Annotated in this window: 21 protein-coding genes; 15 read left to right on the top strand and 6 right to left on the bottom strand. The window is 42.9% G+C overall.

The genetic code is table 11. The annotated features are described in order from the left end of the window. Nucleotides 1-175: 175 nt before the first annotated feature. Complete coding sequence (locus tag L0991_15215; GenBank protein ID XGB64901.1) at nt 176-787, top strand: ACP phosphodiesterase; 612 nt, start codon at nt 176-178, stop codon at nt 785-787. 57 nt (nt 788-844) lie between these two features. Then, the gene (locus L0991_15220) at nt 845-2116 is read left to right on the top strand and encodes a DEAD/DEAH box helicase (GenBank protein XGB64902.1); all 1272 of its coding nucleotides are present in this window, start codon (nt 845-847) and stop codon (nt 2114-2116) included. Between the two features lie 150 nt (nt 2117-2266). On the opposite strand, the gene L0991_15225 is transcribed toward L0991_15220, so the two are convergent. Further along, nucleotides 2267-3007 (bottom strand): TetR/AcrR family transcriptional regulator, encoded by a 741-nt coding sequence (locus tag L0991_15225; protein ID XGB65453.1) that lies wholly within the window; start codon nt 3005-3007, stop codon nt 2267-2269. Between the two features lie 150 nt (nt 3008-3157). On the opposite strand from L0991_15225, the gene L0991_15230 reads away from it, so the two are divergent. The 3 genes from L0991_15230 to L0991_15240 are packed head-to-tail and all read left to right on the top strand — an operon-like array spanning nt 3158 to nt 8357. Beyond that, nucleotides 3158-4246, top strand: coding sequence for an efflux RND transporter periplasmic adaptor subunit (locus L0991_15230; GenBank protein ID XGB64903.1), 1089 nt, complete (start codon nt 3158-3160; stop codon nt 4244-4246). After that, nucleotides 4246-5301 carry an efflux RND transporter periplasmic adaptor subunit gene (locus tag L0991_15235; protein ID XGB64904.1) on the top strand — a complete coding sequence of 352 codons (1056 nt, stop codon included), beginning with the start codon at nt 4246-4248 and terminating at the stop codon, nt 5299-5301. Before L0991_15230 ends, L0991_15235 begins: the two co-directional genes overlap by 1 nt. Beyond that, nucleotides 5298-8357, top strand: coding sequence for an efflux RND transporter permease subunit (locus L0991_15240; GenBank protein ID XGB64905.1), 3060 nt, complete (start codon nt 5298-5300; stop codon nt 8355-8357). Before L0991_15235 ends, L0991_15240 begins: the two co-directional genes overlap by 4 nt. A 174-nt stretch (nt 8358-8531) precedes the next feature. Here L0991_15240 and L0991_15245 read toward each other — a convergent pair whose 3' ends face one another. After that, nucleotides 8532-9269, bottom strand: a complete 738-nt coding sequence (locus tag L0991_15245) for an EAL domain-containing protein (GenBank protein XGB64906.1) — start codon at nt 9267-9269, stop codon at nt 8532-8534. 585 nt (nt 9270-9854) lie between these two features. Then, complete coding sequence (locus L0991_15250; protein ID XGB64907.1) at nt 9855-10490, bottom strand: hypothetical protein; 636 nt, start codon at nt 10488-10490, stop codon at nt 9855-9857. Between the two features lie 284 nt (nt 10491-10774). Between L0991_15250 and L0991_15255 the strand changes: the two genes are divergently transcribed. The 3 genes from L0991_15255 to L0991_15265 all read left to right on the top strand — a co-directional run bounded on the left by L0991_15255 (nt 10775) and on the right by L0991_15265 (nt 12278). Further along, a complete protein-coding gene (locus L0991_15255) occupies nt 10775-11020 on the top strand; it encodes a DUF2164 domain-containing protein (protein XGB64908.1) in 246 nt (81 codons plus the stop codon). Nucleotides 11021-11172: 152 nt separating this feature from the next. Then, nucleotides 11173-11712: a cytochrome b gene (locus tag L0991_15260; protein XGB64909.1), complete on the top strand. Its 540-nt coding sequence runs from the start codon at nt 11173-11175 to the stop codon at nt 11710-11712. Then, nucleotides 11709-12278: a YceI family protein gene (locus L0991_15265; GenBank protein XGB64910.1), complete on the top strand. Its 570-nt coding sequence runs from the start codon at nt 11709-11711 to the stop codon at nt 12276-12278. The genes L0991_15260 and L0991_15265 overlap by 4 nt, the downstream gene beginning before the upstream one ends. Before the next feature lie 331 nt (nt 12279-12609). On the opposite strand, the gene focA is transcribed toward L0991_15265, so the two are convergent. Next, nucleotides 12610-14061, bottom strand: coding sequence for a formate transporter FocA (gene focA / locus L0991_15270; protein ID XGB64911.1), 1452 nt, complete (start codon nt 14059-14061; stop codon nt 12610-12612). Between the two features lie 273 nt (nt 14062-14334). Here focA and L0991_15275 point away from each other — a divergent pair, with 273 nt between their 5' ends. Together L0991_15275 and L0991_15280 are read left to right on the top strand one after the other, a co-directional pair. Then, complete coding sequence (locus L0991_15275; protein ID XGB64912.1) at nt 14335-15240, top strand: LysR substrate-binding domain-containing protein; 906 nt, start codon at nt 14335-14337, stop codon at nt 15238-15240. Between the two features lie 469 nt (nt 15241-15709). Next, nucleotides 15710-16204, top strand: coding sequence for a DUF1097 domain-containing protein (locus L0991_15280; protein XGB64913.1), 495 nt, complete (start codon nt 15710-15712; stop codon nt 16202-16204). Nucleotides 16205-16387: 183 nt separating this feature from the next. Here the strand turns inward: L0991_15280 and L0991_15285 are convergent, their stop codons facing one another. Beyond that, entirely contained in the window at nt 16388-18073 is a 1686-nt protein-coding gene (locus tag L0991_15285; protein XGB64914.1) for an ATP-dependent endonuclease, read from the bottom strand. Between the two features lie 238 nt (nt 18074-18311). On the opposite strand from L0991_15285, the gene L0991_15290 reads away from it, so the two are divergent. The 5 genes from L0991_15290 to L0991_15310 all read left to right on the top strand — a co-directional run bounded on the left by L0991_15290 (nt 18312) and on the right by L0991_15310 (nt 24518). Continuing rightward, nucleotides 18312-20051: a bifunctional metallophosphatase/5'-nucleotidase gene (locus L0991_15290; GenBank protein ID XGB64915.1), complete on the top strand. Its 1740-nt coding sequence runs from the start codon at nt 18312-18314 to the stop codon at nt 20049-20051. 592 nt (nt 20052-20643) lie between these two features. Continuing rightward, nucleotides 20644-21645 (top strand): TerC/Alx family metal homeostasis membrane protein, encoded by a 1002-nt coding sequence (locus L0991_15295; GenBank protein XGB64916.1) that lies wholly within the window; start codon nt 20644-20646, stop codon nt 21643-21645. A gap of 312 nt (nt 21646-21957) precedes the next feature. Further along, on the top strand, nt 21958-22146 hold the full coding sequence (locus L0991_15300; protein ID XGB64917.1) for a hypothetical protein: 189 nt from the start codon (nt 21958-21960) through the stop codon (nt 22144-22146). A gap of 151 nt (nt 22147-22297) precedes the next feature. Continuing rightward, nucleotides 22298-23038 (top strand): DUF1223 domain-containing protein, encoded by a 741-nt coding sequence (locus L0991_15305; protein ID XGB64918.1) that lies wholly within the window; start codon nt 22298-22300, stop codon nt 23036-23038. Between the two features lie 190 nt (nt 23039-23228). Continuing rightward, complete coding sequence (locus tag L0991_15310) at nt 23229-24518, top strand: DEAD/DEAH box helicase (GenBank protein XGB64919.1); 1290 nt, start codon at nt 23229-23231, stop codon at nt 24516-24518. Between the two features lie 80 nt (nt 24519-24598). On the opposite strand, the gene L0991_15315 is transcribed toward L0991_15310, so the two are convergent. After that, nucleotides 24599-25156, bottom strand: a complete 558-nt coding sequence (locus L0991_15315) for a PhnA domain-containing protein (protein ID XGB64920.1) — start codon at nt 25154-25156, stop codon at nt 24599-24601. Between the last annotated feature and the right edge of the window lie 125 nt (nt 25157-25281).

Raw genomic sequence — 25281 nt, forward strand, 5'->3', positions numbered from 1 at the left:
AACAGTTAGCTGAAGAACTTTTTCCATCTTCTAACTAACGTTTCATTTCAATTCTTATACTGAGCAAATCTGATTCGCTCACTCGTCATACTAAAAGCTATCCTCATTAAAGTTCGCGAAGATAAACAAGTACGTTTACCATGTTACTTAGTTCTCGACACTTTAATGAGGTTCAATGAACTTTCTCGCACACCTTCATATCGCCAGTTACTGTAACAGCAACCTAGCAGGAAACTTGTTAGGTGATTTTGTGAAAGGCGACCCAAATAAACACTATTCAGATTCGCTTTCCGATGGCATTCGACTTCATCGATTTGTAGACAGCTATACAGACAGGCACGATGTTTCTCGCTCTGCTAAATCACTCTTTTCAAATCAAACGAAACGCTTTGCACCTATCGCACTCGATGTATTCTGGGATCACTGTTTAGCCAATCAGTGGGCCAATTTTTCTAAGCAATCACTAGAGCGTTTTTGTCTCGATAGCCATCAACAAATATTTGATCATCAAGAACCTCATTGGCCGGAAAGCTTTGTGGTCATTCATCAGAAAATGGCAGAACAACGCTGGTTGGAGAGTTACCAGGATATGGAGTCCATTGAAATGGTGTTACAGCGAATAGCGTTGAGAAGGCCAAAGCTTGGCATGCTAAAAGCGTGCTACGCTGATTTGGAAAACCATTATGATACGTTGCAGTGTCACTTTAATGAGCTTTATCCTATGGTTTTAAAAGAAGCGAGTGAGTTTAATACGCTTCAATTGAAGAAAAATCAAAAGGAAAGGTAAACAGCGTAATGCAGGTTTGCTACAATCCGCGCCTATTTAATCTTTGAGCATCTTACTATGTCTGAATCTACTAAATCTTTTAATCAATTAGGATTGTCTGATCATCTACTTGCTACGCTAGAAGAGCTGAACTTCACGGCTCCAACCAGTGTTCAAGGACAAGCGATTCCTTTGGTTTTAGAAGGCAAAGATGTACTGGCTGGTGCTCAAACGGGGACGGGTAAAACGGCGGCTTTTGGCTTGCCAATTATTCAAAGATTACTTGCCACTAAGGATAATGTAATTCCAAATCCTAAGCTGGTTCGCGCCTTGGTTTTAGTGCCAACCCGTGAGCTTGCGCAACAGGTGTTTGATAACGTATCCAGTTATGCAAAAGGTACCGATCTTAAAGTGGTCGTAGCCTACGGTGGTGTAAGTATGAAGGTTCAAACTGATAACCTTCGTCAAGGCGCTGACATTTTAGTCGCGACACCAGGTCGTTTGATTGACCATATGTTTACTAAAAACATCATGTTAAGCCAAACAGAAGTATTGGTACTTGATGAAGCTGACCGCATGCTAGATATGGGCTTCATGCCCGACATCAAACGTATTCTTTCGCGTATGAACGAGGTTCGTCAAACTCTGTTCTTCTCAGCAACGTTTGACAACAAGATTAAGGCGATTGCACATCGTATGATGCAATCACCGAGTGAAATCCAAGTCACACCTACGAACAGCACTGCTGAGACAGTTAAGCAGATGGTTTACCCAGTCGATAAAAAGCGCAAAAGCGAACTACTGGCGTACTTAATTGGCTCAAACAATTGGCAACAAGTATTGGTTTTCACCAAGACTAAGCAGGGCACTGATGCGTTGGTTAAAGAGCTTAAGCTAGACGGGATCAAAGCGGCGTCAATCAACGGTGATAAAAGCCAAGGTGCACGTCAAAAAGCTCTCGATGATTTTAAATCAGGTAAAGTTCGAGCACTGATCGCAACTGATGTTGCAGCTCGTGGTATTGATATTCAGCAGCTCGAGCAAGTGGTGAACTATGATATGCCTTACAAAGCTGAGGACTATGTTCACCGTATTGGTCGTACAGGCCGTGCTGGTAACAGTGGTTTAGCAATCTCTCTTATGAGCCATGACGAAGAGTACTTACTTGGCGCAATTGAACGCTTACTTGATACTCGTTTGCCGCAAGAGTGGCTAAAAGGTTTTGAACCTAGCTTAGAACAAGATGTTTCTCCTGACCGAGGTGGGCGTAGCAAGAGCCGCTCGTCAGAAAAGCGTAAGATGAAAGCAAAGCTTAAGATTCACCAAAACCGTGGTAAAGCCCGCCGATAAATATGAGTACGATCACTTCACTCTAATGAAAACGCGCCGTTACATAAACTATGTAACGGCGCGTTTTCAGTTTTAAGGTTAAGCACATCAAATCAGTAAAGTCTGGATCGCCTTCGAGTTAGTTACTCGTCAACCTTACATAAAGCATAACTATTTGTGGTCGTGGCTACATTTCCAAACACACGGCACATCATAAATGAGCTCTTCTAGAGTGCTAGGGTTTAGTACCCACTCATCATCAATGCCAAATTGGTTGATCATTTGTTTATTGAACATCTGCCAGTGCTTCATTAGCGCTTCTTCTGCCGTTGCTTCCATATCACCTTCGTTCCAAGTGCTCTCCATGAAGGGAGTAAGGCAGACTGCACCATTAGCAAACATGATCATTTGCCACTTAATTTCGAAGATATTAATAGTTCTGGCTGGGTTTTCTTTGTTGTACTGGTCAGCAAGCATGTTGATCTCGTATTCGAGGTCACCCACGTTGTCGATAAAATAATCGACCAAGTTGTCTTCTTGACGTACAGAATCTGACAGAAGTTGCATTGGCCTGCGTGAATGGATCATGTTGGTAAACAGACGCATAGAAAACAAATAGATAGCGATATTCGGTGCGACGTCTTTCGGTAGTTCTTGCATAATTTTACTGATGTAAGACTGGAAATATGCGTGCAAACAATCACTTATTGCATGCCATATCTTCTCTTTACTACCGAAATGGTGGCGAATAAGGCTATGAGACACACCCGCTTTCTCACTGATATTACGTAATGAAACGCGCTCGTAACCAGAGTCACAGAACATCTCTGCAGCCACAGTCATTATTTGAAATCGAGTTTCTTCCGCGTCTTTTGCGCTTCTTCTACCTTGTTTCTTTTCAGTCATCTTCAATTCACACATTTATCTGATTACCACATTCTACACTGTTTTTACTCAAATAAAAAATACTGCACAGGTGGAAAGTAAAGCTTGTGGATCTGAAATTTTTCAATATACTGCACACCTGTGTAATAAATCATAATAATTAAATGGAGACGCAAGATGCAATCCAAGGTGTCTATTCAAGCCAAAGCGAGTAAGCAGTTAGGAGCGGTGGCCGCTGCACTGTTACTCGCCGGTTCGCTGAGCGGATGTAACAAGGTTCAGTCAGAAGAAAATGTTCAAGTTGTAAAGCCGGTAAAGCTGTTTGAGATCCCTCAGCAAACCGATATCGAGCTTGATAGTTTTATTGCGAAAGTCGATGCCACTGACCGTGCGGCATTGTCGTTCCAAGTGGGGGGCGATATTGAAGTGTTCGACGTACGTATGGGAGAAGAAGTTAAAAAAGGCCAAGTTTTAGCTGTATTAGACGCAACGGATTACCGAATTGCAGTCGATGCAGCACAAGCTAAATTCGACTTAGCCAATAGCCAATACAAACAGGCGTCAGAGTTGTACTCGAAGAAACTTGTGAGTACCGATTACTACGACCAAGCCGTCAACACTTTTACTGCTGCTGAAGTTGAGTTGGACCAAGCGAAAACAAACCTTGGTTACACAACATTAGTTGCTCCTTTTGATGGCGTGGTGTCCATGGTGTTTGGTAAGCAATATCAGTTGATTGCGGAGAAACAACCTGTTCTCAATATTTTGAATAATGGCGAAATGGATGTGACGTTCTCTATTCCAGTTTCAAAACTTGAAGACCGCTCGATTCAAGATTTCGTCGGTTCAAATATGTGGGTAGTAATGGATAGCCACCGTGGTGTTCGCATTCCTACACGCTTTAAAGAAATTTCTACTCAACCAGACGAAGATACCAACAGTTATCAAGCGGTTGTATCTATCGAAAAACCTGACGGCATCAATCTACTGTCGGGTATGACAGCGCAAGTTGAAGTGCAGAAAAACAGATCAGAATCGGGCATTGGCATTGTTGATTCAGCTTGGTTAAGAAAAGACGCGGACCATGGTGAGTTATGGCGTTACAACCCAGATTCACAATTGATTTCTAAGGTACAAGTCACTCTGAATAAGCAAGGCAATGTGATTGATGGCCTAACGTCTGGTGAATTAATCGTTGAAGCGGGTGTTGACGTTTTATCTGAAGGACAACAAGTAAAAGCTTGGTTACGCGAGGGTGGTATTTAATGAACCTTTCTAAATTATCGGTAGTCGTTGCATCTGCATTGCTGCTTCAAGCTTGCAATAGTGAAATCGAACACCGTGAACAACCTTCGTTACTGGTTTCTACTTTTGAAGTTGGTGCGCCACTGACAGATCAATTCAGAAGTTTTAATGGTCAGGTAATGCCCGCAGAACTGACTCCATTGTCATTCAAGCTTGCAGGTGAGATTCAACAAGTGACAGTAGAAGCCGGTGACGTTGTAGAAAAAGGGCAGCTGCTCGCAACGTTGGACAATGCAACCTACATCCAGGAGCTGACAGACGCTAAATCACAGTTTGAACTTGCCAGTAAGCAACTTGCTCGCGGTAACGAAATGTTTAGCAGCGAGATGCTATCGCAATCTGAGCACGATCAGCTAACAGCTAACTACAAACTCGCTTCTGCGAACTTGGCATCGGCGGAGCGTAAACTCAGTTACACCAAGCTGCTTGCACCTTTTTCCGGTACTGTTTCTACCGTAGACAAACAACGTTTTGAAAACGCGACACCGGGTGAAACGTTATTAAGCTTGTACCAAAACGACAAAGTGTATGTACGTATACAGGTGTCGGATTCGATTTTAGCGTCTATTAGTCCTGACATGCGTTCGAATAGCTATCGTCCGAAGGCGACATTTGGTGGGCACACTGGGGAATACCCGCTGACGTATTTGGAACATACCAGTGAACTGCACCCACAATCTCGCACTTACGAGTTTTGGATGCAGATGCAACAGCCTGAAAGCGAAATTCTGCCAGGAACAAGCGCGACAGTTAATGTCGATATGGCCAAGGCTGGTCTTAGCGATGTACAAGGTTACCAATTGCCAATGACAACACTTGAAGCGGGCGCAGAAGCGAACCAGTTTTACGTTTGGAAAATGGAAGATGGCCAAGCATTCAAGAGTGAAGTCGAAGTCGACAAAATCAGCGGTCAAGGCGCACTTATTTCGCATGGCGTTGAACAAGGTGACGTACTCGTAAATTCGAATCTAAGAAAACTCCGTGACGGAATCCAATTGTCAGGAAAAGCAGAATGAACATCGCAGAATATTCAATAAAGAACAAAGTAATTAGCTGGCTGTTTCTAGTCATTTTGGCCATTGGCGGTGTCACGTCTTTTGGCAATCTATCCCGTTTAGAAGACCCAGCTTTTACGATCAAAGATGCAATGATTATTTCAACTTACCCTGGCGCTACGTCTATGGAAGTTGAAGAGGAGCTGACTTACCCGCTAGAAAAAGAGATAAGGCAGCTTCCGTACATCGACAAGATTACCTCGACATCATCGAACGGTATGTCCCAAATTATGGTTAGTATGAAGATGGACTATGGTCCAGACGAACTGCCTCAAATCTGGGATGAAATGCGCCGTAAGATCAACGATCTACAACCAACACTACCAAGTGGTGTAAATTCTGTTCAGATCATCGACGATTTTGGTGACGTGTTCGGTGTAATGATCATGTTGACAGGTGACGGTTATGACTACGTCGAACTAAAACAGTACGCCGATTATCTAACGCGTGAAATCGAATTGGTCGATGGCGTTGGTAAAGTAAGTATTGCGGGCGACCAACAAGAGCAACTGTTCGTTGAAATGTCATTAGAGCGTTTAGCCGCATTAAACCTTGATATGTCGACGGTTACGTCACTATTAGCACAGCAAAACAGTGTGGTTTCTGCTGGTGAGGTAATGCTCAATGGGCAGAGTCTAGCTATCAAGCCAAACGGTACATTGAGCACAGTTGAAGAATTGGAAAATCTGATTATTCACGGTCGTGACACGGGCAATCTGATTCGTTTAAAAGACGTTGCTGAAGTAACTCGTGGTATTCAAGAAAAGCCGGGGAATGTATTAACGTATAACGGTAAACCTGCAATCAACTTAGGTATTGCTTTCTCATCTGGCGTAAACGTGGTTGAGATTGGTAAAGCGTTGGACGCTGAACTTGAACGCTTAGAAAGCATAAAACCCGCAGGTGTAGAGCTGAACTATTTCTACAACCAAGCGCAAGAAGTCGATAAGTCAGTAGCGGATTTCTTGATTAGTCTGGTTGAAGCGGTTGCGATCGTAATCATCGTGCTGCTGTTTGCAATGGGTTTGCGTAGTGGTTTGATCATTGGTTTGGTTCTCCTGTTGACGGTATTTGGCACCTTCATCTTGATGGACTACAACAACGTAGAGCTACACCGTATTTCACTGGGTGCATTGATTATAGCACTCGGAATGCTAGTGGATAACGCAATTGTAGTGGTTGAAGGCATCTTGGTTGGCTTGAAAAAAGGCAAAACAAAGCTGCAAGCAGCAAAAGATATTGTAAAACAAACTCAATGGCCGCTGCTCGGCGCAACCATTATTGCTATCACAGCCTTTGCTCCAATCGGTTTGTCAAAAGACGCGACCGGCGAATTCATGGGCTCTCTATTCTGGGTACTGTGTTTCTCATTGTTCTTGAGCTGGGTTACTGCACTGACATTAACGCCGTTCCTTGCTGAAATGATGCTTAAAGAAGAGGATAAAGTCGACGAAAACGAAGACCCTTACAAAGGTATTCTGTTCGTAGTGTTCGGTGCTTCTCTTAAGTTTGCACTTCGTTTCCGATGGTTAACCGTTGTGAGCATGGTTGCGTTACTTGCCGCTTCGATCGTTGGGTTCGGTATGGTGAAGCAACAGTTCTTCCCGCCATCAAACACACCAATGTTCTACGTTGATATGTGGATGCCAGAAGGCACTGATGTTCGTGAGACCATCAAACAGACGGAAAAAGTAGAAAGTTACATTCGTAAGCAAGACAACGTTGAGTTCGTTACGACAACGGTTGGACAGGGTATGCAGCGTTTCGCTCTAACTTACCAACCAGAGAAAAGCTATGAAGCGTACGCTCAGTTACAAGTAAGAACGACTGACCGCGACACCATGTTTCAGACATTAGAGGCGTTAGACAAAGACCTAGCCAAGACATTTGAACAGCCAACATTCCAGTTCAAATTGATTGAGTTTGGCCCATCGCCAGCGTCAAAAATCGAGGCTCGTATTAGCGGTGCGGACCCACAAATACTTCGTAATATCGCAGTACAAGTGGAAGACATCTTGTTAGCCGACCCAGGCTCTCGAAATGTTCGTCACGATTGGCGTGAACGCACTAAAGAACTGGTACCGCTGTTCAACGAATCTAAGGCTCGTCGCCTAGGCATTTCAAAAACTGACTTGTCTGAGACGTTACAGATGGCGTTTGGTGGTTACAACATAGGTTTACTTCGCGATGGTACTCATATGTTACCTATTGTGGCGCGTTTACCAGAAGAAGAGCGTTTTGACTTCGAATCACTTAACAATGTGAAGATTTGGAGCCCATCGCTACAAACTTACATACCGGTTGAACAAGTGATTGATGGCGTAGAACTTCAATGGTCTGAACCTTTGATTCAAAGACGTGACAGAAAACGTACGCTGACGGTTCTTGCTGACCATGATGTGCTGGGTGATGAAACACCGGCAAGTTTGTTTGCCCGTGTGAAACCTAAGGTAGAAGCGTTAGATCTGCCTGAAGGCTACAGCATTAGTTGGGGTGGTGAATACGAAAGCTCTAAAGACGCACAAGAGTCTCTATTTGGTTCATTACCAATGGGTTACTTATTGATGTTTATCATCACGATGCTTCTGTTTAATTCGGTTCGTAAGCCTCTGGTGATTTGGTTTACGGTTCCACTATCTATCATTGGTGTTTCAATTGGTCTGTTGGGTACTAATATGCCATTTAGCTTCACGGCGTTCTTAGGTTTATTAAGCCTGAGCGGCATGATTCTTAAGAACGGTATCGTATTGCTTGACCAAATCAACAGTGAACTTGCGACAGGTAAAGATCCATATTTAGCGGTTGTTGATAGTGCGATTAGTCGCGTACGTCCGGTATCTATGGCTGCACTTACGACAATCTTGGGCATGATCCCCTTGGTATTCGATGCATTTTTTGGCTCGATGGCGATAACCATCATGGCAGGCTTAGGCTTTGCTACAGTACTAACACTAATAGTAGTACCGGTGATGTTTGCTATCCTATATAGAATCAAACCGTCCACTGCGGGTTATTAGGGATTGATATAAAAAAGATTCTTTTAAGCCAGCCCGGTCAATTTTGACTGGGCTTTTTTTGTGTCTAATTGAATTTAAAATGCTCAGGCGAGAGCAAACCGGAGCCAAAGTCGAGCATTAAGTGGTATTGGGGCTCAATCAGTATTGAGTAGAGTGAAAAAAGGAGGAGGGGAATTACATGGCAAGTTGTAAGTCGAGTTCAATCGATTGTGGCATCGCTAAGTGGTAGCCCTGGAACATATCAAATCCTAGTTCCTGCATACGTTCTAACTGCTGCTGAGTTTCAATTCCTTCAATCACCGTTTTAGCATTAATCGACTCAGCAAGAGAGATAGCAAGTTCCATATCGGATGTATCGCCGTCCTCAAACTTAAGCATGACGGAGCGGTCGACTTTAATGATGTGTGGAGCAATGTGTAAAACGCGGCTTTCTGTAGATGCTTGAGTGCCGAAGTCATCGACAGCGATTTGGAAGCCGTTGTCTGCAAGGGAGGTTGCTGCCAATTTGAGCTTTTCTTCACTATCGACGCTTAGTTCAACGAGTTCCATGACGATTTGGTCACAGGATAGGTTTAATTCGTGCAGTCTTTTAGCCAATAAGCTTTCGCTTACTTTTTCTGCGGCAAATAGTTCGCCTACATTTGGCAGAACATTCAAAAAGAGTTGAAGGTGACGGACAGTCGATTGAGCAAAGTTACGGATATGAATTGCGCGACTCAACCTTTCAACGTTTATTTTATCCGCATTAGAGGTTTCGTCTGAATGAAAGAAGTGGTCAGGGCGAACACTTTCGCCATTACTATTAGAGATTCGCACCAAAGCCTCTACACCTATCTGACACATAGAACGGTCAAATATAGGTTGATAGACGCTTCTTAGAGTGAGGTCTTTATATTTAGCAATAAACTGCATATCGGCATCTACTGATATACAGCTAATAAATTCACTTCTGTCTGATAAAATCATATTCGCTAGTAAGGGGGTAATTCATTGACGGACATAAAAGTCACGGCTGTCACAATATTGACAGGTGTAAGTAAATTGTCAATTAATAAAAACTTATTTGCCGGATCAATGTATAAATAAATATAATTAACGAAAAATCAGCATGATAATTGATATTAGTCATTAAAGTTACTTATCATTAACCGCAATTAATAGTTTTTATGAATTAATGAGCTGAGTAACATTGTCCATATCATGATGCACCAATTTAAGGCAATACGGGCTATACACAAGAGAAAAGTAGGGTTAAAGGACCAGATTATGGGTGAATGTCAAAGTTGTAAAATCGAACAGCTTTGATCTTTGCATAAAAATGATATCTACTTCTCAAAATACACTCAAAATACACTCAAAACACCAAGTTGTAATTATTTAACCTAAGTTAACTTTTGGATAAATAATGAACGCATGGAAAATAGATTTTTGTAAAATATTGGGATGAAGGTCTAGAATTTGTATTTTAAGTACAAAGAGAAAAGTTGACCGATATTTTTATTGCCACTGAAGTACCGCATAAAGCTGAAGGTACTTGCGGACTAATTGCTGATTACCTGAACGTTTTAAGGGATGGCCGAATTTTATAAAACAGGGGCTAATCCTAAAGTTATTGTTTAGGTCAGCAGCGAATTGAGCATCGCTCTCTCTAAGTGTAATACCTTGCTGGCTGTATTCGTTTATCTCATCAGGCAACTCGCCCATCCACCAGTGCAGTAACTCTCCACTATTCTTGCTGCGGCTAATCCAATGGTCAGAAACGATAATTAGAAGGTCATTGGGTTGAATTGCAAATCCATACTCCTGTTGCCAGTTATGAATATCTAACATCAATTTTTTACGACAGGTCTTTCCCGCGCTGACCATATGATGGCTTATCATCCAAACGGTCCCGATCTCAGAAGAGATTCGAAAGTGTCGTGGGTTATCTCCAGAAGAAAGCATCTCTAAAGGACTGATGTTACTTGCATGATTAAAGCTAACGAAGGTGTGCTCCATTCGGCGTGCAAATGCTTTGCCGATGTGATGCTCACTGATCCCTTGGTTGTGCACAGTAGGGTAATGGTGTTCACAAAGTTTTAGGCAATCGTCTTGAAACTGATTAACGCTTTTAATCACGAGATCTAATAACAATGAAGTCCCTTATACATAGTTACTATCTTATTGATGGGCAATAGTACGGTAATTGATGTGTCATTACCTATTAGCAAAGTCCGAGTTCTTGATCCCTATATCAAAATTAGCGTTTGCCGAGCGATTTTCTGGATAGCACTGGCACTTCGTAGGTCTGTATTCTAAATTATGAGGAATTCTAATCAGTTAGAAGGATTTGGTTAGTTAGCTAAGTAGCAGTGAGTTAACGTAAGCTTAGTCAGTTAATCAGAATTCTTCTACTTACATTTTATTTGGACACGTTAATGACCATTCAATTAGATTCGAAACAGAAGTCAGAACTTACCCATACACTTCAGAAGTACCTTCAGGATGAACTTGATGTGGAACTTGGTCAGTTTGACACTGAATTCTTGGTTGACTTCATCAGTAAAAAGTTTGGTGCGGTTTACTACAACAAGGGGATAGAAGACGCACAAAAGGTCATGGAACGAAAGATGATGGATATCTCAGATGAGCTTTATGAGATTGAACAAATCGTTGAAATCTAACGTTGTGTCCAAACTTGTTCAAAAATTTTGAATAACTCGTTTAATTTGAAATGATGTTACCAATGTAAAGCTTGGTAAATACTATGTTACAGAAACTTAGTGTAGGGTACGCTTTGAAAACTACACGACTCGTTAACTTTCGGAATAGATGTATGGAAAACAACGTTAGAAATTACAACCCTTTAGCAAGAGCGATGCATTGGATTTCAGCGCTAACAATTTTTGGTTTATTTGGCGTTGGCCTGTGGATGGTTGACCTTTCATATTACAGCGAGTGGTACAAAACAGCACCGGACTACCACCGTTCGGTAGGCATTCTTTTGGCTGTTGTTACTGTGGTTCGCTTGGTTTGGAAGTTAGTTACCGCGTCACCGAAAGTGGAAGGTAAAGCTTATGAAGTTGTAGCTGCGAAAATTGCTCATGGCTTTATGTACCTTAACTTAGTGGTTTTATTTATTTCTGGTTATTTGATTTCTACATCAGATGGCCGTGGGATAGATGTTTTCAATTGGTTCACCGTGCCTAGTATGGGCGAACTATTTGCAAACCAATCTGATCTTGCAGGAACGGTTCACTACTATGCTGCCTGGGTACTGATCATTATGGCATCAGTGCACGCCTTAGCGGCGATAAAACACCACGTTATCGACAAAGACGATACGCTACGAAAAATGATAGGAGCTTCAAAATGAAAAAGTCAATTATCGCTACAGGATTAGCATTCGCTATGGCAATGCCTTTCGCTGCTAACGCTGCTGATTACGTGATTGATACAAAAGGTGCACACGCATCAGTTAACTTTAAAGTTAGCCACCTAGGTTACAGCTTTATCCAAGGTCGTTTTAACACATTCTCTGGTGATTTCTCGTATGACGCAAACAACGTTGAAGCATCAAAAGTAAACGTTGTTGTTGATACAACGAGTCTAGACTCTAACCATGCTGAGCGTGATAAACACATTCGTAGCTCTGATTTCATTGACGCTGGTAAGTTCTCAGACGCTACATTCAACAGTACGAAAGTTGTTGATAAAGGCGACGGCAAACTTGAAGTTATGGGTGATCTTAAACTTCACGGTGTAACTAAGCCAATCGTTATCGAAGCTGAATTCATCGGTGCTGGTCAAGACCCATGGGGTGGTGAGCGTGCTGGTTTCGTTGGTACAACTCGTCTAGAACTTGCTGACTTCAACATTCCAGTAATGGGTGCTTCAAGCTATGTAGATATGGATTTACACGTTGAAGGTATCAAGAAATAATCTCGCGATTAGTGGGCGTTTATAGGTATCAATCTTTTAGCTAATTTCAAAGTTCACTAGATACCTAAACACGACAATTAGAAATAACGAAAGGCGCAAAGTATTCACTTTGCGCCTTTTTATTAACGTAAATGGCAACGCGTTTTGATCTGTTTTGTGTCAAATCTTTAGTAGCGTCTTAAGCCACCATTTACTTTAGCCAGTCAACGTTGCTATGACTGATTCATTTACGTAACCGACTAATCCCTATTCGATTACCTTTACCTTCGCATATCGCATCGCCAGCTAAATTCTTCCTAGCTAAACCGTTGTCAGTTTGACGATTAACTAGTTATGCTGTTTCTAATTCAGCTTCAGCAACCACGTTTAGACGGTCACCGTAAATAGGGCGAAGTGCTTGCATCACCTCAGTTCGAGTGAGAACACCCACCATTACACCGTTTTCTAATACTGGAAGCATGTGTGGTTGGCTTACTTTCATCGCTTTAGCTCGTTCCTCTAGAGAAAGAGAAGTCAGTCGAGTCGCGAAGCCCATGCTAGTAGTAGGGTACAGTTGCTCTTTGTCGATACATAGGAACTCAGCCACATCAACTAGCTTGTCGTTTGCATCGATTGCCACAACGTCACGGCTCATTAGGTCTACGACTTTCTGACCTTTAGTTGGGATGTAATCTTGGCACCAAAGATCAACCATTACGTCATGAACAGAGAAAATACCAACAAGACGACCTTCAACATCGCAAACAGGAGCGCTAACAATTTGAGCGTCTAAAAGTGAATCAATTGCCACTGATGTAGGCATCTCTACGCTTAGTGTAATTGGTTGAGTGTTCATGATTTGCTTGATAGTTGTTGCTGTGTTCATAGTGATTTCCTTAACTGACGTGATTTCTGTTGTTTGTGTAATAGCGGTAATTTTTGCTGCTTTTAGTTGTGGACGACGGTAAATGCTCCAGTTGGCTAAGCCGACCAACACTGAGCCACCCACGATGTTGCCGATTGTCACGGGTATTAAGTTTGCAGTGACAAATTGCATGATGTTTAAGTCTGCGTATTGGGCTGGCGTTGCACCGATTTGTAACCAAAAGCTTTCTGGTGCGAATGCTTGAATCGAGATGCCTAGAGGCACCATGAACATATTCGCCACACAGTGTTCAAAGCCTGAACTAACAAACATTGCTACGGGTAGCACGGTCATCATGGCTTTGGTCATTGCGTTTGCCGAGCTGAACGTTAACCAAATAGCTAAACACACCAATAAGTTACAAAGCACACCCAAAGCGAAAGCTTGAACAGGGCTGTGGTGTAGTTTGTGTTGAGCAATATTTAGAGCGTTTAAACCCCATTGCCCGCCATCCAACTGATAAAGACCTGCCGCGCTTACTAAGGCCAGAAGGAACATGGCACCGATAAAGTTGCCAACATACACCTTGCCCCAGATAGACAGCATTTTAGTGAAGGTAATTTGCTTGTTAGCCCATGAGATGCTTGATAACACTGAGCTGGTAAATAGCTCACCGCCACAAATCACAATCAAGATTAAACCCATACTGAATGCGAGCCCGCCAGCTAAGCGACTTAAACCCCATCCAGCGTCTGCGCTGCCTGTGGTCACAGTGATGTAGAATAAAAAAGCAAGCCCGATGAATGCACCAGCCATGATCGCTAAACTTAAAGTCATGCTGCTGGTTTTATTCGCTTTGCTTAATGCAAACTTTTCTGCTTCCGCCATCATTTCTGTTGGTGAGAACAGTTGATGATTTTCAGAAGTGCTGGTTGCCATATCCCCCCCTTGAACAATCCGTCATATGTAATTCCTAGTGTTAATGACTTGCTTAATCCGTAATGGTTAAGCAGTGATGCTTTGCAGGTCTCGTTGTGTCCTGCCATTCCAGATTAGGGGGTTGGTCGATAGAGGTAAAATTGATAATTTTTAAAAACCACATCAAATTTATTGATATAGCTCGGGTTACGAGTAGAATGAAATTGATTGCTCATCGGCTTAACAAAAACAGAGCAATAGGACACTGATAATTAAAAGAATTAAGGATGAAATTTGCGTTATTCATTAAAGCAGCTCGCGGTATTTGATGCAGTAGCCGATTCCGGGAGTGTAAGTATTGCGGCAGACAAGTTGGCGTTGACTCAATCTGCGACAAGTATGTCTCTTGCACAGTTGGAAAAAATGCTTGGTAGGCCTTTGTTTGAAAGGCAGGGCAAGCAAATGGCGCTTACTCACTGGGGTATGTGGCTGAGACCAAAAGCGAAGCGTTTACTGCAAGATGCTCAGCAAATTGAAATGGGGTTTTACGAACAGCACTTATTGAGTGGAGAGCTCAAATTAGGTGCGAGTCAAACGCCCGCAGAACACCTCGTTCCAGACCTCATCAGTATTATTGATAATGACTTTCCAGAGATGCGAATATCGCTCGGCGTACAAAGTACCGACGCAGTTATCGATGGGGTGTTAGATTACAAATATGACCTCGGCGTTATCGAAGGTCGCTGCGATGACAGTCGAGTTCATCAAGAAGTTTGGTGTACCGACCATTTAACGGTTGTGGCTGCGGCTCACCATCCATTTGCGAAGCGTGAACGTGTCAGCTTGGCCCAGTTAGAACAAGCAAAGTGGGTGTTGCGTGAACACGGCTCTGGTACTCGCAAAGTTTTTGATAGCTCTATTCATCATTTAATTGGTGATCTCGATGTTTGGCGAGAGTATGAACACGTTCCCGTTTTAAGAAGTCTGGTAGCAAACGGTCCATATTTAACGTGCTTACCTTATCTCGATGTCGAGCAGTTTGTTGAATCTGGTCAATTGGTTACTTTAAATGTGCCCGAGCTCGAAATGGAACGTACGCTTTCATTCATTTGGCGTGCAGACATGGCAGAAAACCCGCTTGCTGAATGTATTAAGCGCGAAGGCAAGCGCATGATGAAAGGCAAACCGTCAGTTCTGTAGCGGCAATTTGATAAAAGGCTAGGGGCTGTTGACCTTTCGTGGTTAAGTTTTGTTCGAGGTTAAATCGTTTTATACGCGGCGAAGAGTATGTAGCCTAGTCATTCTAAGCAAATATTCTTCAACAAAGTATAAAGCGATTTAAACCGAACCCTTCGGGCAGCCCTTGTGGTTCATTTATACTGCGTTATCGGCTTTTCATGTAGGCTAGCTACACGTCAAAGCCTCTGTCTTGTATAAATTTTCCACAAAGGCTGCAAAATCAAGCTCGAAAGGTTAACAGACCCTTATAACCAAATGTGTTGAATAAGCGATTCCGGTCTCTATCTAGTGATAAATGCACATTCGCGTACATAATTAATGTGATCACGATCGTCCAAAAGAAGGCGTTCTTACCATAGTATGCTTACTTGATTTTAAGTGAGGCTAAAACCGGTTGCGTTCAATAACGTAATTAGGCTTTAGAAATAGTATGAGTACATTAGTCGCGATTTCATTAACAACAGGTATTTTGTCAGGTCTTTGGGGATGGATAGCTATCTCTTTTGGCTTATTGTCATGGGCGGGTTTCTTAGGTTGCACCAGTTACTTTGCTTCGCCAACCGGTGGTGTTAAAGGGTTGGCGGGTAGCTTATTAACCAACATGACAGGCGTATTCTGGGCAATGGTAATCATCGAAAGCTCAACCTTCGCTGGGTTAGAGATTCTTGGCTATGTAATTACTGCTATTGTCGCTTTCTTTATGTGTATTCAAGCAAAACAAGCGTGGTTAGGATATATCCCAGGAACCTTCATTGGTTGTTGCGCGACGTTTGCTGCAGGTGGTGATTGGCAACTGGTTGTGCCTTCTTTGTTGCTTGGTGGCGTGTTTGGATACTTAATGAAAGCAACGGGCTTGTGGCTTCACGCAAAATCAACTCAATCTTCGGAAGTGGTTGAACAACACGCTAAGCAAGCAAAAGCCTAACGAATAGGTTAAGCAATGATGCTCTAGTTACTGTGAACTCTTGCAAGATAACCCCCAATTAGTTTGTATATCAATTTATACAGGCACACCATTTGGTGTGCCTTTTTTGATCTTGGGGAGTGTAATAATTCACCAAGCTTTTTCACAGAAGGACTTATACCATCTATCAGTAAACCTAAAGGCCTAGGTATTCCCGTTTGCCATGGTGATCACTCGTTTTAACGTCCACCTCAACAGCAGTGGGATACATTCTTGACCGCGATCTTCACAATGAGAAACAATCGCCAAAGCGAGATCAGGTTTTGCATGTTTCTTCAATACTTTAGCCACCACTTTTTTCGGTGGAATAGGGTGGTCATAGGGGATCTTAACCATGTCCCTGAAGAAGCTCTCAAACCCATTCATATACAAGTAATGTTCGATATCTTTATCAGGTAGCTCGGTTAAGCGATGACGCTCTTGGTCGTTACCGAGTTTAGAGTGAACAGTTGCGGCGTACTTTTTACCTGCCGCATCACCATCAGTAACCACATGCCAATCAATACCAAACTCTTGTGCGACTTTAATTAGCGCTTTTAGTCCAGACTGAGCAAACTCAATGATCTGTACACCTTCGGCTGCAAGGTTATATCCGCATTGGTTGGCTAATTCGTTAAACAGCCAAACCTCTGTTTCACCTTCTACTAACAACCAACATCGAGCGAACAGTGCACCAGAGCGGTGGAATCGAATATGAAAACCAATTCTCCTTAGTTCATCTTTACTAAAGTGATTCATGTTCAATTGATTAGCGATGGTTTTGTCTGATTGACGAACCAAACGGCGAATTGATTGCAATGGAACTGCGGCAAGTAACTCACCACTGTTGGTCGTGAGGATTTTCTGCATCGGCAGCTTTTGCATCAGGCTCCAAGCTCTTGCCAAGTGAGTAGGGTGCAATCGACCTTCGGGATCTTCTAAGATCAAAAGTGGACGTGCACAACGCCTCAATTCGTTTGGCCCTTTGGCTTGAAGATAAGCGTTTAATAAACCCATGAACAACAGGCGTGTTTGTTTATTATTAGTTTCTTCTACGAGTTGATGGATACTCTGGTCGTTAGCACCAGCAGAATAGAGCAATCCATCCCTCTGTTTTCTTGGGTTATGGCGAGAATTACTTTTGAAAGAAAAATAGTGTTCAACCAAGCTTTGCATAGACTGTAAGCTACTGCGCATTTCACCTTTGTTTACATGACCAGGGATCGCCATTAAACGACGGCAGGTGTTATCGATTCGTTTTTCGATTCTGGCTTGGCGCGCGTTACCATTATTGCCATTGCCGTTGTTTGAATTTCCGTTCCCATTTGGAGTGACTGACTTAGCGTTGAAAGGGCGATCAAAATGCCTTGCATCGCGTAAGCGAATGACCGGATGCAAGGTCATCAATTCTTGTGCGAGCTTTTCTGAATGGTGCAGTTTGAGAGGATTACCATCTAACCCTAAGAATGCATAGTGGGTTGTGGTTTCGTATTGCTCCAACGTCGCGCTGATTCGGTAATAAATGCGATAAACACCAAATTCGTCTTGGACCCAGATGGGCTTGAGCTTGCGGTAACGGCCTGCATTCAATTCGCTCTTGTCGTTGGCTTTGAGCGACAGGACTATTTGGAGGTGTTGAGACTGCGGGTGTGAAACTGAGTAATCGACATGAAAATCGGTCATTTCAAAGTGGTATGGCACACCGTCTGAAGGAAGAACGACGGAAAGGGCATCAAGTAATGAAGACTTACCCCAAGTATTTTCACCGATAAGCGTGGTTAGCTCGTCAAACGCCAATGACATGCGCTTGATACCTCGAAAGCCAGAAATCTCGATTCTTTCTAGTTGCATAGGCTTACTCCTAACGGAAGGCTCTGCTAATTGTTTGAAAGCTAACAGATATCTTTAATCATAATCGAAAAACAGATAATCGGTATGCTCATCTGTCACAAAACCCACTCTTTGTTTATACGCCGAAAAATGAGGTTTTTGATCTATATCGAGTATTTTTTTGCAGTGCAGTTTCATAAAATTCACGATTCTGTCATGATTCCCGACCTAGTATGAAGGGACAAAGAGAGAAGAAAATATGACTAAAAAGAATAAGCCGACAAAGATTGTGTTGGCACACATCAACGACACCCACTCATACTTTGAACCAACGTCATTACAGCTATCACTTAAAATGAACAACCACATCATTGAACCTTATGTCAGTGCCGGTGGTTTCGCTCGAATTGCAACACGCTTTAAACAGATTCAACAAGACGCTCAGCGGCAAAAGGTTGGAACCCTTTTTCTTCATGCTGGGGACTGCTTTCAAGGCACTTTGTACTTCTCACTCTTCAAAGGTAAAGCCAACGCCGATCTACTCAATGCGCTGAATATAGACGCAATGACCCTTGGCAATCACGAGTTGGACATGGGTAATGAACCTGTGGCTATGTTCGCAAAGAAGATCCAATTTCCACTCCTAGCTGGTAACTGGAATTTGTCGAATGAGAATATCAATAAAACTCATACGTTAGCGGACAACGAAATTGTTAAGCCTTACTTAACTGAAACACGAAGTGCTTCTTTTATAACTAAGGAGTTCGATGGCGAAAAAGTCGCTATTTTCGGCTTGAGCATCGATAAGATGGCAAGCATTGCAAACCCTGATATCGATACACCATTTGAAAATGCCCTAGAAACAGCGAAAGCGACCATAGAACAGATTCATAAAGCCGGTATCAATAAAATTGTGTTACTAAGCCACCTCGGTTACGAAGCCGATTTAGAGCTTGCAGCTAATGTATCTGGTATTGGCGTGATTGTTGGCGGGCACAGCCACCGATTACAAGGGGACTTCTCAGATATCGGCCTGGTTAAGGACGATGACTACGGCGTTAAAGTGGACGACACCTACGTCGTGCAAGCAGGCTTCCACGCGATGAGCCTCGGCCATTGCGAAATAGAGTTTGACTCACAAGGTAAAGTGATTCAGTTCAAAGGTAAAAATGAATTACTGTTAGGGCGTCGACTGTTTATAGATGCTAAGTTGAGTGAGGTTGGGCAGGACGATGCTCATGATATGGCCTGTGAGTATCTTAATAATCACCCGAACATCTCGGTGTGTAAGAAAGATCCTGAGCTGCAAAGCATCCTTACGGACAAGTATCAGCCTAGGGTCCGTAAACTGCAGCAACAAGTAATTGCTCATGCAGACACCAAACTTCGCCATGTTCGAATCCCTGACGAAAACGGTCCAAGCCAACTTGCACCGCTCGTCGCACAATCATTCCACTATTTAATGAACAAAAAAGGTCATCAGGTAGACTTCGCCATCCATAACTCTGGTGGGGTAAGAAACTCACTTAATAGTGGTGATGTGTCCGTTGCCGATATTGCCGGAAAGCTACTACCGTTTGCCGTACCTATTGGAATGTATGAGATAAGAGGCGAGACCATTGCCGCTATGCTAGAAGGTGCCATTAATAATGCGTTGGATAACGGCGTAGTGGGGACAGGATCGGGCAGCTTTCCTTATACCCATAACTTAAGGTTTTGTTACCACAAAGAAGCGCCAATCGGGCATCGTATCCATCACTTGGAAATTCATTCAGAAGAGTCAGGTTGGCAGCCAGTTTCCCGTGAACGTATTTACCGAGGTGCATCTTCGGCTTACACAATGAAAGGAAAAGAGGGTTACAACGCTGTACTGGATATGATTGGTGACGGTATCGTAACGACTTACTCGATGGCCGACTGTTTTATTGCGTTCTTACAAGACAATCCAGAGTCACTAAAATATAAAGAGCCACTAAATTGCATGGAGTGTTTTAGGTAAACATTCGCAAAATGAACCATTTATAAAATTGGCACTGTTTATGCTTAGTTTCTAGGGCAAGTTCCTGTGGAGGCAAAGCATGAATAGGAAAGATTGGTTGGATGCAGCCGCTGTTGTTGGCTGGGTTTCTGTTTGGTCTGCATTGGTATATCTCGTTCCAATGGCGGGCATATAGCATACCTAGGCTCAGCATCTTAACGAGACTCAATAACTGAACGAATGGTATTTAACGTGTTGTTAGCAAGCTTCAGAGCGAGCTATCACCATGGTTGTATTGTCGGAATCAATACGAGTCTCTTATTGACAGACGGGCACAAATAAAAAAGGAGCGCTTTGCTCCTTTTTTATTAATTTCTGAAAATTTATCTAGACGAAACAAAGTTTGCGGAATATTATCCACGCGTTTGGGGAGTAGTTAGCGCAAGTTTACGTATCGTCATCTCGTTAGGCCAAGTGTCTATCCGGTGCGTAAAGGTGAAATCCCATATTTCACTTCAACGAGACCAACGCAATCACAATCAAGATCCGTCGTGGAGCTTGATATGTTTTGTTTGCGGAAGGTCTTTGAACAGTTCTTCCGCCCGGAGGAATAATGAACTCAACTCAATCTCTATTATCTACCAATAGTGAATCCTTTTTTTCATCGCCAATCATGACGACGTATGTGGGCTTTTTCCTGCTGACGGTCATTCTCGTTTCTATTGATATTTATCAGACTCGTGGTGGCAACGTCACAATCAGAAAAGCGGCAATCTGGAGTGTTTTCTGGTTCTTGCTAGCATTCTTGTTTGCAGGCTCTATCTACCTGTTTTGGGATATTTACGCGCCAAACAGTGATTACACAGCGCAGAAAGCGACCGTGTCATTTATCACTGGTTACTTGTTGGAAAAATCACTTAGTGTCGATAACTTATTCGTGTTTGCGATGATCTTCGCGCAATACCAAGTTCCTGAACACCTAAGACCTCGTGCGCTTCTTTGGGGTGTTATTGGTGCGTTGGTGTTACGTGCAATCATGATCGCGTTAGGCGCGCAATTACTCGCTGAATACCACTGGGTGCTTTATGTGTTTGCTGCGTTCCTAATTGGTACAGGAATCAAACTAGCATTAGACAAGGGCGAAGAGGAGAGTGTGAATACACTACCTGAAAAGCTACTTCGAAAAATTATGCCGGTGACAGAAGATTTCCATGGCCCGGCATTGATGATCAAACAAGGTGCAAAATGGGTGCTTACACCAATGATGTTGGTGATAGGTGCGATAGCGGTTATGGACGTAATGTTTGCTTTGGACTCTATCCCTGCAATTTTCGCGGTAACGCAAGAACCATTCCTGGTACTTGCAGCTAACGTGTTTGCATTGCTTGGCTTACGTTCTTTGTACTTTGTACTGCAAGGTATGATGGACAAGTTCATCTACTTGAAGCCTGCACTTTCATTCATCATGGTGTTCATTGGTGTGAAAATGCTATTGGTTGATAGCGAGTGGGCTATCCCGACATACTGGTCTTTAGCGGTATTGGTTTCTACCATGACGATTGCGGTTATAGCGTCGATTTATGCAAAGAAGCCAGCTATTGAACAAGTAAATTAAAACAAATATAACTTATCGAAAACTCGATAACTAACACGTGGTCAATGAAGCAAGAAATTTATTTATGTAAATTTTATGTGACATTGGCCACTTTTGTTTGTGGTCTTTTTAGACTAAATGCATGATTTAAGCATTATAATGAATTATTAGTCAGCTTTGATGAATAGGTATTTTGGGGTCTTGTTAATGGTTTGTTTTATTAGAAAAACTAATCTCAAAATCTAAATTTAGTCATTTTTTAACCTGCAAAAGATCACTTATTATTCTTGTCATCAGAACGAAACATACAAACAAATTTATAGAGAGGCAATCATGGCTCAAGCAGTACAAATGAATACTATCGCTGTTCCTAACTCTATGGATAAGAAGACCTACTCGGTTAACTTCAAAGGATTGATTGCACACATTTTTGATATTCTTTTCGTAGACAACTCTCCACGTAGTTACTACGCAAGCGACCTATCTGGTCACATGCAGCGCGATATCGGTATTAACCGTTAATCTAAGCGTAAACGCATAGAATAAAAGAAATAAAGAATTTAAAAACGCCAGCTCCTCAAGCTGGCGTTTTTGTATCTAAATAACTTGGTTTCTGAAAGAAAGAGTTATGTGCCGCGGTCTTTAGATAAGTAGCTTCTATAAGGATCACGGTATGTCACACGCCAAATACAACTCACGATTGATTAAACTCTGCTTATTTGCCTTACCGATCGGCTTTTACTCTACAGTGTCGGCAGCGCAAACTTGGAGCCACGAAGGGCAACCAGCACAGGTTATTGAACTGTTCACGTCAGAAGGTTGTTCTAGTTGTCCTCCCGCAGATGCGTATCTAAGTACATTTGAAGACGACCCAGCACTTTGGACACAAGTTATTCCTCTTGCGTATCACGTCGACTATTGGGATTACTTAGGGTGGGGAGATAAATTCGCGAGTAAGGCCTTTAGTCAGAAACAACGACTATACAAAGCATACGGGGTAACAAGCGGGGTCTATACGCCGGGTTTTGTTGTTGACGGTAAGGAGTGGCGTGGCTACTTCAACTGGCTCGACCGTACATTGCCTTCACTCCCACAACAAAATAATCCCAAGCTGACGGTAAATCATACAGGCGAGACCTTCAGCGTGAGTTACGAAGGTAAAGGTGACTATGCGGCTCATATCGCTCTATTGGCGATGAATGAAGTCACGAGTGTTAAAGCTGGTGAAAACAGAGGTAAGAAGTTAGAGCACGATTTCGTCGTAGTTTACGATGGTTACCAGCGTGGTGAATCGAAATGGCAATTCAATGTGGATTTCACGCCGTTAGTCGCCAAACCCGATGCCATTGCAGTGTGGCTAACAAAGCCCAACTCGTATGCACCTGAACAAACGGTAGCAGGGTGGTTAAACTAGGTCTGCGCAAAGCAAATCTACGGCAAACAACCTATGGCGACGATAAAGCTGGTCGCGCTGTCGTTCTTCATAGAGTGTGAATTGGTTAAATTTGCTGTAACTGGTGAGAAAGAGGCGATTTAGTTACGTAATAGTGCTGAAGTACGTTAATATAGCGCGCTATTATTTTAGCTTTGAGTTCCTGCAATTAATGACTAACACCACGACACCAACCAACTTCTCTGATCTTGGCTTAATTTCTCCACTGATGGCTCGCCTTACAGAGCTTGAATATCAACAGCCAACAGCTATCCAAGCGCAAGTTATTCCTAGTGTGTTAGCAGGACGCGATTTGATTGCAGGCGCGAATACTGGCTCTGGTAAAACCGCTGCATTTGCACTTCCACTTTTACAACAGATCCACGAAGGCGCACCTTTAGACCGTCGTTCGGGCAAAGGTAACTTCGTTTCTGGTCTTATCTTAGTTCCTACTCGTGAACTGGCGAAGCAAGTTGCTGACAGCGTTAAGTCTTACGCTGTTCACTTTAACGGCGCGATTAAGACCGTTTGTGTATTTGGTGGTGTGTCTGTGAACACGCAGATGCAAGCGTTACGCGGTGGTACGGATATCTTAGTGGCGACGCCAGGCCGTCTGCTTGACCTAATCTCAAGCAACGCAATCAAGCTTGATAAAGTCAAAACATTAGTGCTTGATGAAGCCGACCGTATGTTAAGCCTTGGCTTTACAGAAGAACTAGGCGCTATCTTGAAGCTATTGCCAAACAAGAAGCAAACTCTGTTGTTCTCAGCAACCTTCCCGGAGCAAGTTCAAGCTCTAACTGAAGAGCTACTTAATGACCCTCTAGAGGTTCAACTGCAAAGCGCGAACGCAAGTACATTGGTTCAGCGTGTATTCGAAGTAGAAAAAGGTCGTAAAACCGCTCTATTAGCGCATTTAATTAAACAACACGAATGGCGCCAAGCTCTGATCTTCGTGAATGCAAAGAACAGCTGTGAACACCTAGCAGACAAGCTTTATAAGCGCGGTATTATTGCAGAAGTCTTCCACGGCGATAAAGGACAGGGTTCTCGTACTCGTATCCTAGAAGATTTCAAATCTGGCGAGATCGACGTTTTGATCGCGACAGACATCGCAGCACGTGGTCTGGATATCGAAAAACTTCCAGTTGTTATCAACTTTGATTTACCGCGTAGCCCATCAGATTACATGCACCGTATTGGCCGAAGTGGTCGTGCCGGTGAGGTTGGCTTAGCGCTATCTCTGATCGATCACGAAGACTACCATCATTTCAAAATCATCGAGAAGAAGAACAAGATTCGTCTTGAGCGTGAGCAAATCGAAGGCTTTGAAGTCGATGCAGAAGCGGTAGCTGAACTGATTGCAGCGCTTAAACCTGTTGCGCCGCCTGCTGGCACAGGCAAGAAGAAAAAGAAGAAGAAAGCGGCACAAAACCAAGATGTGTGGCTGAAAAACAACTAAATTGAAAACATTTTGATAGTAGATACAAAAAAGGCGCTCAATCGAGCGCCTTTTATTTTTCTATCAGACTTAATGCGAGATTACTTCTTACGACAGAACTCAGCGATTACGTACATTGATTGACCACCGTTAGTTTTACCAGAAACAAGCTTAGGGTCGTCACCAACGCTGATACCGCGGATTACCGTACCTTGCTTAATTACTTGGTTAGTACCTTTAACTGGAAGATCTTTGATTACTGTTACGTCGTCACCTTTTTTTAGTTCAACGCCGTTGCAATCAAGAGGCTTGTCATCAGCAGACATGCCAATTTGTGCCCATACTGATGTTTCTTCTTCCATGTACATCATATCTAGCGCGTCTTGAGCCCAGCTCTCTGAGTTAAGACGAGTTAGTTGTCGCCATGCTGTTACTTGAACAGGGGCTTCTTGGCTCCACATGCTGTCAGTTAGGCAGCGCCAGTGGTTAATATCTTTAGGCTCGTCAATCTCACCAAGACATTTGTCACATACCATGATGCCGTGATCCACTGTTACGTGGCTGTGTGGCGGTACTGCGTATGCAGTAAGAGAAGAATCAGAACCACATAGTTCACATTTAGATTGGCAGCGTTCTAGCATAGTAGCTTCAGAAGACATAATGGACTCACATTTATTAGGTATTAATTTACGGGGCTATTATCCACTTTATTTACAATAAAGAAAGAGGTCGTACGGTATTCTGTCTTGATTAATTTTAGCTGAGATCAACCATTTGTGTTTTA

The sequence above is a fragment of the Vibrio chagasii genome (assembly GCA_041879415.1).
In the GTDB taxonomy this organism is placed as follows: Bacteria; Pseudomonadota; Gammaproteobacteria; order Enterobacterales; family Vibrionaceae; genus Vibrio.